This window comes from Deltaproteobacteria bacterium (genome assembly GCA_019912665.1).
GTDB lineage: Bacteria > Desulfobacterota > GWC2-55-46 > GWC2-55-46 > GWC2-55-46 > UBA5799.
The window spans coordinates 731,125-745,858 of sequence record JAIOIE010000018.1; the positions used below are offsets into that span (position 1 = coordinate 731,125).

Consider the following 14,734-nt stretch of genomic DNA (forward strand, 5'->3'; position numbering starts at 1 on the left):
GCTCCGGGATGCCGGATGGCCCCTTTTGCGGGGCGGGCAAAAGCGCGTCAGGTGCTCTTGAACTGCTTGCTGAGGGTTATTCCCTGATACTGGTAAGACGAGCCTATCCTCGGGCCGTAGACCTTGTCCGGCACCTCGGCCATTCGTTCGAAAAAGAGCTTGCAGAAGGTCTGCCCGTCGGAGATCATGAAAGGCACGTCATGCGCCCTGACTTCGAGTACCGCCTTGGTGCCCTTGACCTCGCCTTTGGTGCCGAAACCGAAGCCCGGGTCGAAGAAGCCCGCGTAATGGGTCCGGAGCTCTCCCGAGCCCGCCTCGTAGGCGACCATCTCGGCCGCGTACCTAGTGGGTATCCGTATCCTCTCCTTGGACGAGAGTATGTAGAAGTCCTCGGGCTCGAGTATGAGCGTGCCCTTGCTGTTCCTGTATATGGGCTCCCAGAAATCGGCGATGCTGTAGTGGTTCTTCATCGTGAGGTCCACCACATGGCTGTTCCTCTTCGATTTGTAGCCGATTATGCCCTCGGAGTTCTCGCCGCTCAGGTCAACGGACATGAAGATGCCTTTCGAGACCTTGACCTCGCCGGGTGAGAGGTGCTCATCCCCGTTAAAGAGGAGGCGCGAGTCCTTGTGCAGGGCCTTGAGCTTCGAGTCCGTGAGGGCGCACTCGCCCCTCAAGAGCCTCAGCTGCACGAGCGAGAGCCCTTCCTTGACCTTTATCGTGAAAGACCTCGGCATTACCTCGAGGTAAAGTCCTCCCTTGTAGCCGCAGGCTATGTCGTCGAACCTGGGGTTCCTGTCGGTCAGCACCCTGGCGAATATGTCGAGGCGGCCGGTAGTGGACTTGGGGTTCGCGCGGCCCCTAACGTCCGGCGGAAGGTTGAGCTCCTCTATAAGGGGTATGAGATAGACATGGCCCTTTTCCAGGATGCCGCCGTTCGAGATATCGGACTCGTACATGACGAGGTCCGAGCCGTAGAGGTCCGGGGTGTGGAGCCGGTCGAGCACGTCCGCGTTTTCGGGCAGGAAGCTCGATATGAGCCTGTACGCCTTGGGCCCGAGCCGCAGGTCCATGCTCGCGGGCTGTATCTGGGACTCGCCTATGGGCAGTCCCTTTGAGAAGACGTGCCTTTTGGCGACGGCCCTTGCTATGGACTGGCAGCTTAAAACGCCGTGGTTTTTCTCAGACATAGGTTTAAGGAGGTGCGGGGGACATGATACAGAAAAAGCCCCGTACTTGAAAGAATTTTATTGCTTCCGGACCTGCCGCATTGAAGCGGGCCTCTCGGATAACACGGCGAAAAAAAGGCCCGGAGGCCGGGCCTTTCCGTTCTTGTTTTTTCCGAAGAGGTTTCAGGCTATGGCCGGCAGCTCGTCAATGAACCTCAGGCCTGCCCTGGAGATGCCGTAGAACTTCCTGGTCCAGACGACCTGCGCTGGCCTTTCCTCTCCCAGCTCCCTTAAAAAGACGTTAACTATGTCGTCCTGGTCAAAGGGCAGGTAGCCCATCATCTTTATGCCGATCCCGGTATCGGAGACGTCCACGGCCTTTGCCGGTATCCGGACCTCGCCTTTCAGTATGTCGCAGAGCTTGAGGCTAGGGCTCCTGGCCCCGATCCTTCTTTCGCTCTCGCCGCCCTTTAGCATGAAGCCGCAGTGCGGGCACGGCAGGTTCGGCTTCATAACCGCCGTAAAGAACGAGTTCTCGCATTTCGGGCAATTGAGCTTGTTCACGGCCATTCCTTCCCGTGTTATTCGGCACCCGCACTCGAGGAGAAAACGCGCCTATATCATATTAAGCGGGGAGTGCCGTGTCAACTGGTTTCGCTGGCCGGGCGGCCCTTTCTTTCATAATGGAAACAGCCGAGGCGCAGGCCGGAAGACCCCTTGACTTTTAGGGTCCTCTCTGTTACTTCTAATAATTCGGAAAGATCCCATGAAAAAAAACCCGGAAGGCTTGAAAAAGAAGCGCCTTATCCTGCTTGCGGCCGTCCTTTTTTTCGGCGCGGTCGCCATCTTCGGGGAAAAGGGCTTGATCGAGCTCTATAGGGTCAATAAGGAGCTCGCCGGGATACTGGCGTACAACAAGTCCCTTGAGAAAGAGAACAGGGAGCTTGAGAAGAAGATACGCCTCCTCGAGGGCGACAGGCGCTATATAGGCCAGATAGCCAGGGAGGAGTTGGGCAAGATCGGCCGTAACGAGGTCATATACCGGATCGAGGAGCCCGCCACCGGAGAAACACGGCCATGAAGGCGCTGAAAGCCCAGGAATCCGTGCACAAGCCGGCTGACCCGGCGACCTTTTTTCGGCACGTCCCTTAGCGCCACGGCATATCCGCGCATACCTCCTTACAAATTGCTGAAAACTCGAATATGGAAAGAAAGATAAACATAGCGGGCATACAGCTTGCCTCCGTGCCCGAAAGGGAGAGGAACATCTCGAAAGCCGATATGCTTGTGGAGCTTGCCGCGAGCGAGGGCGCGAAGGTAATTGCGCTGCCGCCCCTATTCAGCTCGCACTGGTTCCCGGCTACGATAGACAACAGGAACTTCGCCCTTGCCGAGAAAGAGGACGGCCCCACGGTGACCTTCCTCAGGGAAGCGGCGATGAAACACAAGGTGGTCGTAATCGGCGGCGTTTTCGAGGAGGACGGGGACAAGTTTTATAATACCGCCATCGTCGCGGGCCCTGACGGGCTTATCGGCAAATACCGCAAAGTCCACGTGCCTCAGATACCGCTCTGGGAGGAGCGGGCCTATTTCAGCCCCGGCGACCTGGGCTTCCCTGTATTCGAGACCCCCTACGGCAAGATCGGCGTCCTCATCTGCTGGGACGTCTTCTTTCCCGAGGGCTGGCGGGTGCTTGCCCTTAACGGGGCCGAGCTCGTGGTCGCGCTCACAGCCTCTGCGTTCGAGCACTCGCACAGGAAATGGGAACGGGCCATATCGGCGGCGGCGCACGCGAACGGGTTTTTCGTCATCCGGGTGAACAGGGTCGGCAAGGAGGAGAAGCAGGAGTTTTACGGAAGGAGCTTCTCCGCCGGTCCTGACGGCGAGTTCATTGAAAAGCCGAGCGGCTCATCAGAAGGCATCGTCGTTTCCGAGGTCGACCTCGGAGTCGTATCAGAAGTAAGGAACGAATGGGTCTTCCTGAGGGACAGGAGGCCCGGCGAGTATATGGACATCACAAGGGGACCAAAATGAAGGCCGGGGTCATAGGTATACTCGAAGGGGCTCTTTCAGAGGCGAAAAAGGCAGGGCTCATTTCGACCGAGGAAATCCCGGCCATCGTCCTTGATAAGCCCAAGAAGGAGGAGTTCGGCGACTTCTCGACTAACATCGCCATGCTCCTTGCTCCCCTTGAGAAGAAAAAGCCCAGGGATATCGCTAATGCCATTGCCGATAAGGTCGCGGCCTATCCGGAAGTGGAGAAATGCGAGGTAGCCGGGCCCGGCTTTATAAATGTTTTCCTCAAAAGGACCTTCTGGCTCAAGGCCCTCCTCGACATAGCCGGAAAGGGCGAGAGGTTCGGGCAGAGCGGCATAGGGGCAGGGAAAAAGGTGCAGGTCGAGTTCGTTAGCGCCAATCCCACCGGCCCCCTCCATATAGGCCACGGAAGGGGCGCGGCGGTCGGCGATTCGCTCACAAGGATACTCCGCACCGCAGGGTTTGAGGTAACGAGGGAATATTACATAAACGACGCCGGGAGGCAGGTCTTTACGCTCGGCGAGTCCGTCCGCCTCCGGGCGGAGGAGCTTAAGGGCAAGGCTATCGAGTTCCCGCCGGACCACTACAAGGGCGAGTATGTAAAGGACATCGCCAGGGAATATATCGAGAAATACGGCGAGGGCGGCGAAGGCGCGCCGGGCTATCAGGCGTTCGGCACCTCGGCCATGCTCGAAAGGATACGGAAGGATTTAGAAGACTTCCGGGTCGGGTTCGATATCTGGTTCAGCGAGAAGAGCCTTGACGACGCGGGCAAGGTGGCCGAGACAATACAGGACCTCAAGGACAAAGGCCATATCTACGAGGCGGAAGGCGCGGTCTGGTTCAGGACGACGGATTTCGGAGACGACAAGGACCGGGTGCTCATAAAGGCCGACGGCGAGCGGACCTATTTCGCCTCGGATATCGCCTATCACAGGGACAAGATCGAGCGGGGCTTTGATACGCTCGTCAACATCTGGGGCGCAGACCACCACGGATACGAAGGAAGGATACGGGCGCTCCTTCGCGCGCTCGGCCATGACGATTCGGCGCTCAGGATAATCTTCATCCAGCTCGTGGCCCTTCTCCGTAAGGGCGTGCCCGTGCCGATGGGGAAAAGAGAGGGCGAGTTCGTGACCCTCCGCCAGGTGATGGACGAGGTGGGCACGGACGCTTGCAGGTTCTTCTTCCTCATGAGGAGGCCTGACGCCCAGCTAGACTTCGACCTTGAGCTTGCCAAGAGCCAGGCCCCGGAAAACCCGGTCTATTATGTCCAGTACTGCCACGCCCGGATAAAGAGCATCATCGGGTTCGCGGCCGAAAAGGGCATAAACGTGCCCGAGCGCTTTGACGAGAAGCTCCTTTCGAGGCTCGAGGAGAAGGACGAATCGGAGATTATAAAGCTACTCGGCGCGTTCGAGGAGCTGGTCGAGAGAAGCGCACTCGCGATGGAGCCGCACAGGATAACCTTTTATCTAATGGAGCTTGCCGGGCTCTTCCATCCCTATTACAACAAGACGAGGGTGGTAACTGACGACCCGGAGCTTACGGCGGCAAGGCTCCTTCTATGCAGGGCGGTCGCGACGGTTGTGGCGAACGGGCTTGCTCTACTTGGAGTTTCCGCGCCGGATAAGATGTAAGTAGCGGTCCCGGCCTGCTCCTCACCTGGTCCAAGTCCAGCGAACCAGCTCCCAGGGCCTAAAAATCAGACCGGAACCAGGTCTTTTCGGCCCGTGAAGGCAGAAAAGGCCCCCTCCTTTGGAAAATCGAGCGATTTCTTCGGATTTCCCGACCTAAGGGTTGACAAATAAGGCGGCAGTTGTTAATATAACTGTTCGATGTATTGCTTCTACTGCGGGGTGGAGCAGTCCGGTAGCTCGTCGGGCTCATAACCCGAAGGTCGCAGGTTCAAATCCTGTCCCCGCTACCAAACTACAAGGGCCGTAATTCCTTTTGAAAATAAAGGGGTTACGGCCTTTCTGCTTATGGGATTGCGCGCCGTTCGATACCCTCTTTTTCAGCCAGCGTAACCAAATCGTAACCGTTTTCAAGGACAGCCACTGCCTTGACCATGTGCGACGGCGCAAGGTGTGAGTACCTAAGCGTCATCGTAAGGCTCTTGTGACCAAGAAGCCTGCTCACGGTCGTAAGGTCTACCCCGGCCATCACGAGCCAGCTTGCGAAGGTATGCCTTAGGTCGTGAAAACGGAAGTCGTTGATCCCGGCTACACGGAACATCTCTTTGCCGCATTGAGGGCAATTGCCCGGATTCTCTTCTCCGGACATCTGACGCTCAAAGCTACAGGCCGAACACTTCTCCCACTCCGCTTTCCTGCAGGCCGAGGAAAAAGACCGTTTCAGGTCCCTGAACCTCCTGCCAGCCTTGTCCGTGAAAACATAGGGGCTGTTGATGTGCCGCACAAGGCCCTGGAATATGCTCTTCAAGACCTGGTTGATGGGAACCTCGCGACGCTCGCCGTTCTTGGTCCTGTCGAGGAGTATGAACCCGTGCTTCAGGTCAACGTGCTTTCCCCATTCGAGGGAAAGTATCTCCTCTCTCCTCATGCCGGTATTGAGCGCGGTTGTCACGATAGGCTTCAAGTGCGGCTCGCAGGCGTTTATAAGTGCTTGCCCTTCCACCCTTGAGAGGAACCGTAAGCGCCTGTTGTTCTCCGGCAACAGCTTGACCCGGCGCACGCGCTTCAAGACATCCTCTTCAACCAGCTCCCATTCAACGGCCTTGGTGAACATGGCCTTCAGTGTCTGAAGGTATCTGTTTGCCGTCGAGATAGTCCTGCCGGAATCGGTAAAGCCGCGGTAATAGAGCTCAACCGTGCGCGTCGTGAAATCCTTGAGCTCGAGACTGCCGAACGCCTCAATGAGGTACTTGATATGCGTTTTCTTGTCCTTGTAGGCCCGTTGCCATTCTGCCCACTTTAGAACCTGGTTAGCGAGGTCACAAAAAGGCGTCTTCCCGTCGATCTTAGCTGGCGAGCCGAGCTGTCTTTCATGCAGCTCGATTAATCGGCTTGCGTGCTTTCGCAGAGCGAGTTTTTTGTTATCCGTGCCGGTGGATTCATAAATCCTCCGGCCTTCTACCCTGAAGGACATCCACCAGTGCGGCGAGTCCTTTCGTTTGTAGAGGCCCATTTGCCTATACCTCCTTTCCGGGCCTTCTACCTGCACGGCCGGTATTATACACCCTTTTCTGGTCCTTTAGCCAGTCGAGGATCTCCTTCTCCTCAAAGCGCAAAAGACCATTTATCTTGAAGCACGGGATCTGTCCGAGCTCCGCCCATTGGTAGATGGTGGAGGGCTTGGCCTGGATGAGCGCGCTGATTTCTTTAACGCTGAGAAGTTTCATTCCTTACGACCCGCTCCTTTTGGAATTTGGAGCGTTTTAGCTCCATATCTGCGTATTACCGCCAAACCCCCTTTCGCCTGCTCTTGCTATGCACTTTTTCCATCGAAAACTTAAGCCCCAAACAAATCGATGTTATTAGAAAATATTCAATACAATCAAGGCTTTCTGAAAATTTGAATAAAAAAAGTAATATATAAGTAGGAGCAGAAGAGTCTATAGATACTTGAAGGAGGTTTTTATGGAAGAACACTCTGTTATCGACGCCGGGGAGAAGCCATGCCATGGTCTGGATGGGGCTAATAAAACCGCTATCCCGGATAATTCAAATATGAGCCCTGCCCTTTCCGAGGCTCAGGCGATAAATAAGGCGCCCTCGTTCAGGAGGGAACTGCTCAATGAACTACTCTCTAGAAAGGTCATGTATGAGGACATCAGGACTTATAAGCTGTCGAACACGGAGGTAAAACATCTTTGCCTCTGCGATATCGTTACCAAGCGCGAGTATCTCAAACTGATGCAAGTAATCGGGTTTTCGAGGAGGGCGGCCTACAGGAAGTGGCGGAAAGCAGCAAGAGAGTGCCTGAAGGATTTTGATTATAAGCCTTTCCAAAACCAGAGAATGGCGTTGCTAATGAGCGGTGCCAAGGCTGAGGCCGACAGGCTGAAGGCTTGGCTTGATATAAGGTGTGCTGGAGGCATACCAACGCGAGAAATATTTCGTTCCATAACGGATTATGTAGTCGATCTTCTGGGCAGGGTTCGGGACGAGCTCTACAATAAGAAGACCCTTCGCACCAAGGAGGTCGCTAAAGTGCTTGGCGTAAGCACTAGGCATGTGCGCCGGCTGGCGCAAAAAGGGAGGCTGAGTAAAGAAGGGCGCGGGGTATTCTCAAGAGAGCATATCGCCGAGTGGAAACGAGACCAAGGTCCGCTTAAAGAGCCAAATTGACCGGAAAGCGACGTTTTGATGGCAATGTCGTTTTTGAGTCAATTTTTGACTGAAAGCGACGTGAGAATGAGGATGTCGTTTTGAGTCCACTTAGACCGGCAAGCAGTAAGGCGTCCGCTTGAAGTGCCAAATAGACCAAAAAGGGACATGATGTCCCTTTAGAGTCCATTTTAGACTGAAAGGGGACCTAATGTCCCTTTTCAGTCCACTGACAAGCAACATGACGTCCGCTCGAAGTGCCAAATGGACTTAAAAACGACATGGGGATGTCGCTTCGGGGTCAACTGTAGACTGGAAAGCGACATGAAGATGTCGTCTTCGAGTCCACTATGCGGTCATGGTGTCCGCCTGATGTGCCAAGTTGACCAAAAACGGACAAATGTCCTCTTAGAGTCAAATTTGGATTGAAAAGCGGACAAATGTCCCTTTTGAGTCCATTTATAAGAGCGCAGGGGAATTGATGTCCGCTTAACATGCCATCTTGACCACAAAGGGACACGCGAATGTCCCTTTGAAGTCAATTTTAGACTGGAAAGGGACATGATGATGTCCCTTTTGAGTCAACTTCTAACGGCAAGCTAAATGGGAGCCGTCTGGATGTGTCAACTTCTAACAATGGACGGATTGTTCCTTTTAGTCCACTTGCTCGTTAAAGGATAAGTTGTGACTTGAAAGTCGACTCGACATCGATAGGACGGAGCTATTAGACCACCATGGACATTATTCATCTGAGCAAATCCAGGAATATTGGCAGAATTTTAGAGATCATTTATGCCTAGCTTTTCATGCATTTCGAGATCTTTTTGATAAAGAAAAGAATCTTTATATGTTAGCCCGGTCTTCTCTTGAACGTATTTAAGTATCTCGTTAAAGGACATAATTTCTGTCTTTGAAAGAACATCGGCAAATGATATCCCAGCCTTAAAATGGGTTTGAAGTAACTCGAACTCTTTTATTGATAATATATGCCATGGAAGATTTTTTATGCCTTCGAGAGAAAGAAGCCTATCAATATGTTTTCTGAAAAGTTGAGAATTTACAAGATAAAGTGGCTCGAAAGTGACCAGCAATGGCTTGAATTCCGTACAATGATGTAATCGTTCAAGTCCTTTGGTCTTTGCAATCGCTTTTTGTCTAACTTCATATAATTGTTTTAAACCTTTAAGAACTTGCTTTAAACTGTAATCGATAGAATCAACTGCGCCGGTAGAAAGTGCTTTTAATGAAAATCGAGTAGATTTGCTTTCAATTAGAATTGCTGTTGAACCATCTAAAACTATCCAATCAGGCGCTTTCCCTAAACTTTCCGGGTAAGTACTACGTAAAGCAGCCTCTGAAATTAAATTTTGAGATGTAACTGAAACCTCTAAGAGGCGACCTATATATGCTTCAAAAAGGTAACCAAAATAATCAGAGAATTGCTCCTTGTAGTTATTGAACATCTCATAAAAAATACCTGTTGAAGCACGATAGGCAACAAGATCTGGCAACGGAGCAATCATTCGGTCTAGGGCCATCGACTTGTTCTGATAAAATCGCCATGGTCTTATTAGAGGGTACGTTAAAAGTGGATTGAAATCGTAAATCCTGAACCGACGGTCAGCTTGCTTCATTTCTTCATACTTTTTTCTAAAGCTTTCAGGGTCAGCGGAAATAGATTCAAGTAGCATTAAGATACCTTCATCATTAAGAATTTTTATTCCTTGCCTTCTTGCTTTTTCAAAATACTCACGAGTTATTCCTGAGGTGTTTTGAGAAAGTGCAGCAGACCAAGTAACAAAACAGCCTGACAGAAAATCATGAATAGACAAGCCAGTTAGTTTTTGAAATGCTTCATAAAAATCAAATTTTGGCACTCCTTCCTTGTCTCTGATTATATTGGGAAGTTCACCAAAAAGAAGGAGTGGCTGGCCTGTAGAACCAAACGTGTTAACTTTGAATGGGAATTGGCTCGCGATAATTCGCAATATTAAAAAAACCGGGTTTGAATTATAAAAGACATTGGCTGATTCTTCGTCTGTTGTTATAGGATCTGTCGTCAGATAACCTAAAACCAAATCATACAGTTGATTAAAATCTAATAATGTTAATTGCTTATCTGCATGGCGATATACGTTCGAAAACCTAATCGCAAATGAGCAAATGCCAGCAGCAACAAAAGGTTCTATTCTACCGGCCTCATCTGAAATTTTGTATGTTGATGATTCATTTTGACCCTTAATGGCCCTATGGGCAGCTAGTAAAATATTATCCAAAGAGAATTTTCGGACGGAATCTTGTATTGTTTTTTCAATTTTGTCTAAACGGTACATAGGCTCCATTTAGTTTTTTTGAATAATGATTTTCCTAAAGGCTTAATTTTATTCTGCTGTTTTTTACTGATATGTCAAGATGTTAGGTTCTCATGGCCCCAGTTTGGTCTTTTTTGTTCAGGCCCCTCTCGAAGAAATGGCCCAAATTTGGGCCATTTCCCTCAAAGAATGAAGGCGAAAATTATTAAAAGGGACAAATTTAGCCCATTTCTCGTCACATTATTGAAACAGTGTAACTAAAACAGGCATGAAAGCTTTGTTCCTGAATGGTAGAGAGCATCTGCTCATGTGATTTTATTAAAAAGTAGAAAAGAACTGTTGAACACCTCGGCCAGGAAAACGATACGGACTGACTTGACCGATTTTCAAATCTTACAAAGCATTTGATTCGAATCTCCCTTCCCGCAGTTCTAAGATTTTCTGCCAGCAACCATCTCAATTTCGATCGTCCGCGGTAATACATATATGGAGCTTGAGTCTCCGTCTGAAGTTGCGTATGGCAACCAGACTTTTCAGTAGGCTTTGGCCGAAACCGTTTTTTGAGGAATTCTTTCTCAAAGGCGGTAGTGCGTTCAAAGACAGATTTTATCAAGTTTTTAACGACATAACATATAACTACTTTATATGTTGACTGTATAAAAAATGGCCGGGACGCCGCGAAAAATGATTTTTGGCCTCCTTCAGCGCGTCTTTGTTCCAAATCATCTATCACGGAGGATGGTATGGTAAACACAAAAATTGCAGCGTTGGTTCTGACTATAGCCGAGCTTGATGAGTCGTCACGGCAGGCTTTTGTTGAAGGCCTTTTCGGTGCGTTTGATGAAAAAGAGCGGTTCAGATTATTTCAGTGGGGTTTGCCGTTGTGCCTATCCCAAGACCAAATGGAGCAAGGTGGAAAGGTGGATGGAAGGGCAGTTCAGGCGGGATATGAACAAGACCCCCAGAAAGACAGCCTATGTAGCCGTCACCTACTTCAGGATCAACCCAAAGATGCTGCCGTTCCTCATAAAGACGGCACAGAGGGTCAAACTGAGGGTTCGTGCGAGAAGGCGCCTACACCCGGAGAAGTTCGCGGATTTGAGGGAGGCGGAAAAAATATAACGAGTTCTTCGGCGGTTTGGCGCGTTTGGTGCTCTTTGGTGGTTCAGTGGTTCAGCGCGTTGTGTCTTTGTCTCGGCTTGAAAGGACAGTTTCAATGTATGCTGCAGATGAAAGAGCCGCCCGGCGATTGAGGGGCGTACAGTAAGGGAGGATTGATATGAGAACCAGTCTCAAGGAAAGGGTGGCGCGTCTAGCGGGACATGTAAGCCGTCTTGAAGAGGCGTACCAGAGGCACTTTATTGAAACCCTGTTCGAATGTTTTAGCGAAGAAGAGCGGCTTAAGCGGTTTGAATGGGTCAGCCACTTGGTATATCCCGAGAGCAAATTGCTCAAAATTAACAACTGGATGGAAGAAGCCTTTACGGAAGACATGAAGAGGACCCCGGTGGGGGTGGCCTATATGTGCTGTCAGGTCTTCGGGATCGATCCAAATATGATTCCTTCGCTTATAAAAATTGCTCAGCGCGTCAAACAGAGGATGAGAACAAGACATCGTAGACACCCGGAGAGATTTGCAGGTTCGGAGACCGGAGAGGGTTAAGGCCGCTCCCTTCAGCGCGTTTGGTGCGTTTGGCGTTTTGATGGTTCAGCGGTATGCTTCTGAGGTGGCGGATTTTCGTATAGAGGGAAGCCGGCAGCAGAGATGTTATTCAAGGTGCTGTTTTAACGGTCAATGGTCTTATTAAGAAGGTCATACCCGGAAAGTTACAAGGGCGTCAAGGAGCGGACTTTTCTTTATTTCATACTTTCTCGCCAAGAACTCCTTGGAAAGGACCTTTACCTCGACTAGTCCGAAAAACTCGGCGAAGCCCTCAAGACTGCGGAAAGCGTAACACCTGCCGACGGTTTTCTCGCTGGTCGCGTAGGGGCGGTCAGGGACTTCCGCAAGGGCCATGGGAAAGGCCTGAATAAACTTCTCCTTATAGAATTCCGGCGGTCTGAACTCACCGCCATACTTATGGAGTAGATAAAGAGTGTAGAGGAATGAGCGTTGCACGATGGCAAGGTCCGGGTAGCGGTCGCGGTACGCCCAGTTGAACGTCTGGGTATAAGTCTTGAAGATCTCCAGGTAAACGCCGCCCATGTCCTTTTCCATAGCAAGGCGGCACTTTTTTGTGAGGATAAACCTGTCTTTGTACTTTCTGATAAGCCCGGCCATACCGGCCACAATCCTAACGGTGTGTAAGTCAAAAAAGTCAGGCTCTGTGTTTATCCCGCCCAAGAGAGCCTTATCCGGATATGCCTCCCAATAGGCCTGGGCCGCTTCCTGACAGAACTGCCGTGGTAGGTTACCCTTTGCAGTGGCCTTAAGTCCGTCCGTGCCTATAGCATCGGCAAGGAAAGAAAAGAGTTTCATGACAGGCGCTTCAGACTGACGGTCCAGTTCTTCGGCAAAGGAGGCAATGTCCGGAGAGGAAAAAGGAAAATCCAGAAACCTGTGCATCTGCTCGGGCGACAGGCCGGAGAATTCAACGAGGGGTGTCCGGTTCCTGCGTTCCATGACGCGATTGGCAACCGCCTGCGCCTCAGCGAGAGAGGCTGCCGGGCGGTCAGCGAATTCCTTCCGGATTTCCTCTGCTACTTCCTGAGCTCCTGGGAGTAGCGTCTTGGTGGCCTGTCCAGATATACAGCACTTCTTGAACTTCTTGCCGCTTCCGCAGGGACATGGGTCGTTTCTGCCTGCTTTCATGCGCCCCTCACCAATATGTTTTGGAATATTCAACCAAGGTCGGTTTTGTTGGTTGCCTATGATTCATCATTGAGTAGCATAAAGACTTTTGCTTTAAAGTCTTCAATACGGAAGATTCATCATGTCGCTTTTTTAGCAACCATTGTAGCTAAATCGGCAACATGGTCAAGTCTGGACTATATGAGAATATCTTTATGGTTTACGCAGACGCTGTCTGCGATTTTTTCTTAAGAGCCACTTAGGCGTTTGAAAGACATATCGGCGGCTGTTTTACCATTCACAATTCATCCTTATCAGGAATCGAAGGCCGGCTCTCCATTAAAGGATCAAGGCGGTCTGCCTGTTGGTTCGCCCAGGTAAGCCATTTGTCGAGTTCGCTTCCAGGTTCAATGCCGCCGTTCTTCCGGACGGCATCTTCTTTTACTGCCTGGATGTATTCCCGAATCTGTTTGCTCCTGTGCCAATTCTCTGTTTGATTCAGGAGTCTTTGAAGACGAGCTTCCTCCTCCCGCTTTCGTCTGGCGATCTCCTCCTGACGGCGTTGCTGCTCCTCTCTTCTGCGCGCCTCCTGTTCCCTTTCGATAGCTCTCGTCCTTAGCTCTACAGCATTCTTTATAAGTCCCACTATGAAGTCATTAAGACAGTCCTCAAGTTTTTTCTTTTCGGAATCAGCCCAATTCGTCCGGAGACATCCCCATGTTTTAATCTCAAACGTAAGCCTTCCGGAAGGATTGTGGCTGAATTCGAACTCATTAGCCCAAGGCCTGTCTTTTCTTTCGGCTGGCGAAAGTTTTCGCTTTGTTTGCTTGAGAAACTCCCGCAAACCGAACTCTATGGTCTCTCCAAGAACATACACACAGGTCTTATAAGATTTACGATAGGCGTATTGGTCTTCAGTCACAACGGAGATACGGAAGCCTCTTGCTTCGCATGCTTTGATCAAGGCGTTCATGATGCGTAATGCGCGGGGTAAGCTTTCCTTGCTGACACGCATATTAAGGCACTTATCGCCGTAACCGTTCAAAAGACCTTTGTCGGAACTAAATCGAGAAGGTTCTAAGTTTTTAAAATACTCCAGGGTTTGAGCAACGAGTGGGTGCGGAGACCTAAGGGTGGAAGACACATTTATTCGATTTGCATCGTCCCTTTCGAAAGCTATTCTATCTTCGGCTTCCTTATATTGCTCCTCGTCAATGGGGCGGTTATTCTCTTTCTCCAACTCTATATGGAATTCAATATCTTCGTTTCCATCAAAGGGCGGCAAGGGAGGGGGAGGAGCAGCTTTTCCGAACTCCTTTTTCTGCCAATAGCCGATTGGGGATACGGGGATATTCAACTTAAGACACCTTTTCCTGAGCCCTACATCTGATATTCTATATTTTTTGGCGAGCCGGGTCATGGGCTCAGTCCAAACCTGCTCGTATAGTTCTCTTCTGGTAATCCGTATTTTTTCTGGCATTTAAAAGCCCTACTAATTTACATGATTTATCGGGACTGGACCATAATTTTAGCTGCTTTGAGGCAAGTAACCCGATGCGGAACTGTCAAGGCATGCAGAAAGAAAGGGGGCGATATCCCCAGAGCAGAGGTTAAAGGGTGGAGTTGCCAGATAGTTCGAAGCAGACCACGATATTACCTTAACATGGCTCTTAGAACTTTCACAGTGAGCTTGATTTTTTCTTCATCAGCTTCCTTGATAAATTTCATCAGGGATTCCTTTATTTCTTTCTGACTCCCTTCATGCCCAAAGTCAAAAAGTTCCCACATCTCTACACCCAGCGACCTTGAAATCTTTATAAGCATCTCCAGGGTAGGATTTTCTGTACCCCTCTCCATGCGGCTGAGGTAATTAGGGCTTGTCTCGGCCTTTGCTGCAAGTTCTTCCTGGGATAGGCCCTTGTTTTTCCGAAGCTCCTTGATCCTGAGCCCAATCAACCTTTTTTCGTGCATTTTCATATCCTTGATATTTACCTTTTTTTGAATAAAAATGAATATCCTGTTGGGAACTTTTTATTGACAAAAGAATTCCCAACAGGTATAAAATATTCTTATTGATGTGGTTTTTTAGATATAAATGTGCCTGTAGGACATGATCTGGAGGGTCTGAGAGAT

14 protein-coding genes and 1 tRNA gene are annotated in these 14,734 nt (G+C 50.2%); 7 read left to right on the top strand and 8 right to left on the bottom strand.

The annotated features are described in order from the left end of the window. Nucleotides 1–47: 47 nt before the first annotated feature. On the bottom strand, nt 48–1,190 hold the full coding sequence (locus K8I01_07980) for a 2'-deoxycytidine 5'-triphosphate deaminase (protein ID MBZ0220355.1): 1,143 nt from the start codon (nt 1,188–1,190) through the stop codon (nt 48–50). Between the two features lie 162 nt (nt 1,191–1,352). Continuing rightward, nucleotides 1,353–1,733: a PilZ domain-containing protein gene (locus K8I01_07985; protein MBZ0220356.1), complete on the bottom strand. Its 381-nt coding sequence runs from the start codon at nt 1,731–1,733 to the stop codon at nt 1,353–1,355. 202 nt (nt 1,734–1,935) lie between these two features. On the opposite strand from K8I01_07985, the gene K8I01_07990 reads away from it, so the two are divergent. From K8I01_07990 to K8I01_08005, 4 genes are all read left to right on the top strand, one after another. Then, complete coding sequence (locus K8I01_07990) at nt 1,936–2,250, top strand: septum formation initiator family protein (GenBank protein MBZ0220357.1); 315 nt, start codon at nt 1,936–1,938, stop codon at nt 2,248–2,250. A gap of 122 nt (nt 2,251–2,372) precedes the next feature. Beyond that, complete coding sequence (locus K8I01_07995) at nt 2,373–3,203, top strand: acyltransferase (GenBank protein ID MBZ0220358.1); 831 nt, start codon at nt 2,373–2,375, stop codon at nt 3,201–3,203. After that, nucleotides 3,200–4,846, top strand: a complete 1,647-nt coding sequence (gene argS / locus K8I01_08000) for an arginine--tRNA ligase (protein ID MBZ0220359.1) — start codon at nt 3,200–3,202, stop codon at nt 4,844–4,846. The genes K8I01_07995 and argS overlap by 4 nt, the downstream gene beginning before the upstream one ends. A 213-nt stretch (nt 4,847–5,059) precedes the next feature. Further along, nucleotides 5,060–5,136: transfer RNA gene (locus K8I01_08005), tRNA-Met, on the top strand. Between the two features lie 53 nt (nt 5,137–5,189). Here K8I01_08005 and K8I01_08010 read toward each other — a convergent pair. Both K8I01_08010 and K8I01_08015 read right to left on the bottom strand, forming a co-directional pair. Further along, nucleotides 5,190–6,356 (bottom strand): site-specific integrase, encoded by a 1,167-nt coding sequence (locus K8I01_08010; protein MBZ0220360.1) that lies wholly within the window; start codon nt 6,354–6,356, stop codon nt 5,190–5,192. A gap of 4 nt (nt 6,357–6,360) precedes the next feature. Next, nucleotides 6,361–6,570, bottom strand: coding sequence for a helix-turn-helix domain-containing protein (locus K8I01_08015; protein ID MBZ0220361.1), 210 nt, complete (start codon nt 6,568–6,570; stop codon nt 6,361–6,363). Between the two features lie 238 nt (nt 6,571–6,808). Here K8I01_08015 and K8I01_08020 point away from each other — a divergent pair, with 238 nt between their 5' ends. After that, entirely contained in the window at nt 6,809–7,519 is a 711-nt protein-coding gene (locus tag K8I01_08020; protein ID MBZ0220362.1) for a helix-turn-helix domain-containing protein, read from the top strand. Between the two features lie 758 nt (nt 7,520–8,277). Here the strand turns inward: K8I01_08020 and K8I01_08025 are convergent. Continuing rightward, nucleotides 8,278–9,840 carry a hypothetical protein gene (locus tag K8I01_08025; GenBank protein ID MBZ0220363.1) on the bottom strand — a complete coding sequence of 521 codons (1,563 nt, stop codon included), beginning with the start codon at nt 9,838–9,840 and terminating at the stop codon, nt 8,278–8,280. A gap of 882 nt (nt 9,841–10,722) precedes the next feature. On the opposite strand from K8I01_08025, the gene K8I01_08030 reads away from it, so the two are divergent. Further along, nucleotides 10,723–10,932, top strand: a complete 210-nt coding sequence (locus tag K8I01_08030; protein MBZ0220364.1) for a hypothetical protein — start codon at nt 10,723–10,725, stop codon at nt 10,930–10,932. A gap of 157 nt (nt 10,933–11,089) precedes the next feature. Continuing rightward, entirely contained in the window at nt 11,090–11,473 is a 384-nt protein-coding gene (locus tag K8I01_08035; protein MBZ0220365.1) for a hypothetical protein, read from the top strand. A gap of 150 nt (nt 11,474–11,623) precedes the next feature. On the opposite strand, the gene K8I01_08040 is transcribed toward K8I01_08035, so the two are convergent. The 3 genes from K8I01_08040 to K8I01_08050 form a co-directional block, all read right to left on the bottom strand. Continuing rightward, on the bottom strand, nt 11,624–12,685 hold the full coding sequence (locus K8I01_08040; GenBank protein MBZ0220366.1) for an SEC-C domain-containing protein: 1,062 nt from the start codon (nt 12,683–12,685) through the stop codon (nt 11,624–11,626). Between the two features lie 214 nt (nt 12,686–12,899). Then, entirely contained in the window at nt 12,900–14,081 is a 1,182-nt protein-coding gene (locus tag K8I01_08045; GenBank protein ID MBZ0220367.1) for a hypothetical protein, read from the bottom strand. Nucleotides 14,082–14,254: 173 nt separating this feature from the next. Beyond that, nucleotides 14,255–14,572 carry a helix-turn-helix domain-containing protein gene (locus K8I01_08050; protein ID MBZ0220368.1) on the bottom strand — a complete coding sequence of 106 codons (318 nt, stop codon included), beginning with the start codon at nt 14,570–14,572 and terminating at the stop codon, nt 14,255–14,257. Between the last annotated feature and the right edge of the window lie 162 nt (nt 14,573–14,734).

Bases quoted from the DNA above. Each gene is read 5' to 3' on its own strand.
- K8I01_07980 (MBZ0220355.1), bottom strand. From the start codon at position 1,190: ATGTCTGAGAAAAACCACGGCGTTTTAAGCTGCCAGTCCATAGCAAGG.
- K8I01_07990 (MBZ0220357.1), top strand. From the start codon at position 1,936: ATGAAAAAAAACCCGGAAGGCTTGAAAAAGAAGCGCCTTATCCTGCTT.
- K8I01_07995 (MBZ0220358.1), top strand. From the start codon at position 2,373: ATGGAAAGAAAGATAAACATAGCGGGCATACAGCTTGCCTCCGTGCCC.
- argS (MBZ0220359.1), top strand. From the start codon at position 3,200: ATGAAGGCCGGGGTCATAGGTATACTCGAAGGGGCTCTTTCAGAGGCG.
- K8I01_08010 (MBZ0220360.1), bottom strand. From the start codon at position 6,356: ATGGGCCTCTACAAACGAAAGGACTCGCCGCACTGGTGGATGTCCTTC.
- K8I01_08015 (MBZ0220361.1), bottom strand. From the start codon at position 6,570: ATGAAACTTCTCAGCGTTAAAGAAATCAGCGCGCTCATCCAGGCCAAG.
- K8I01_08020 (MBZ0220362.1), top strand. From the start codon at position 6,809: ATGGAAGAACACTCTGTTATCGACGCCGGGGAGAAGCCATGCCATGGT.
- K8I01_08025 (MBZ0220363.1), bottom strand. From the start codon at position 9,840: ATGGAGCCTATGTACCGTTTAGACAAAATTGAAAAAACAATACAAGAT.
- K8I01_08035 (MBZ0220365.1), top strand. From the start codon at position 11,090: ATGAGAACCAGTCTCAAGGAAAGGGTGGCGCGTCTAGCGGGACATGTA.
- K8I01_08045 (MBZ0220367.1), bottom strand. From the start codon at position 14,081: ATGCCAGAAAAAATACGGATTACCAGAAGAGAACTATACGAGCAGGTT.
- K8I01_08050 (MBZ0220368.1), bottom strand. From the start codon at position 14,572: ATGCACGAAAAAAGGTTGATTGGGCTCAGGATCAAGGAGCTTCGGAAA.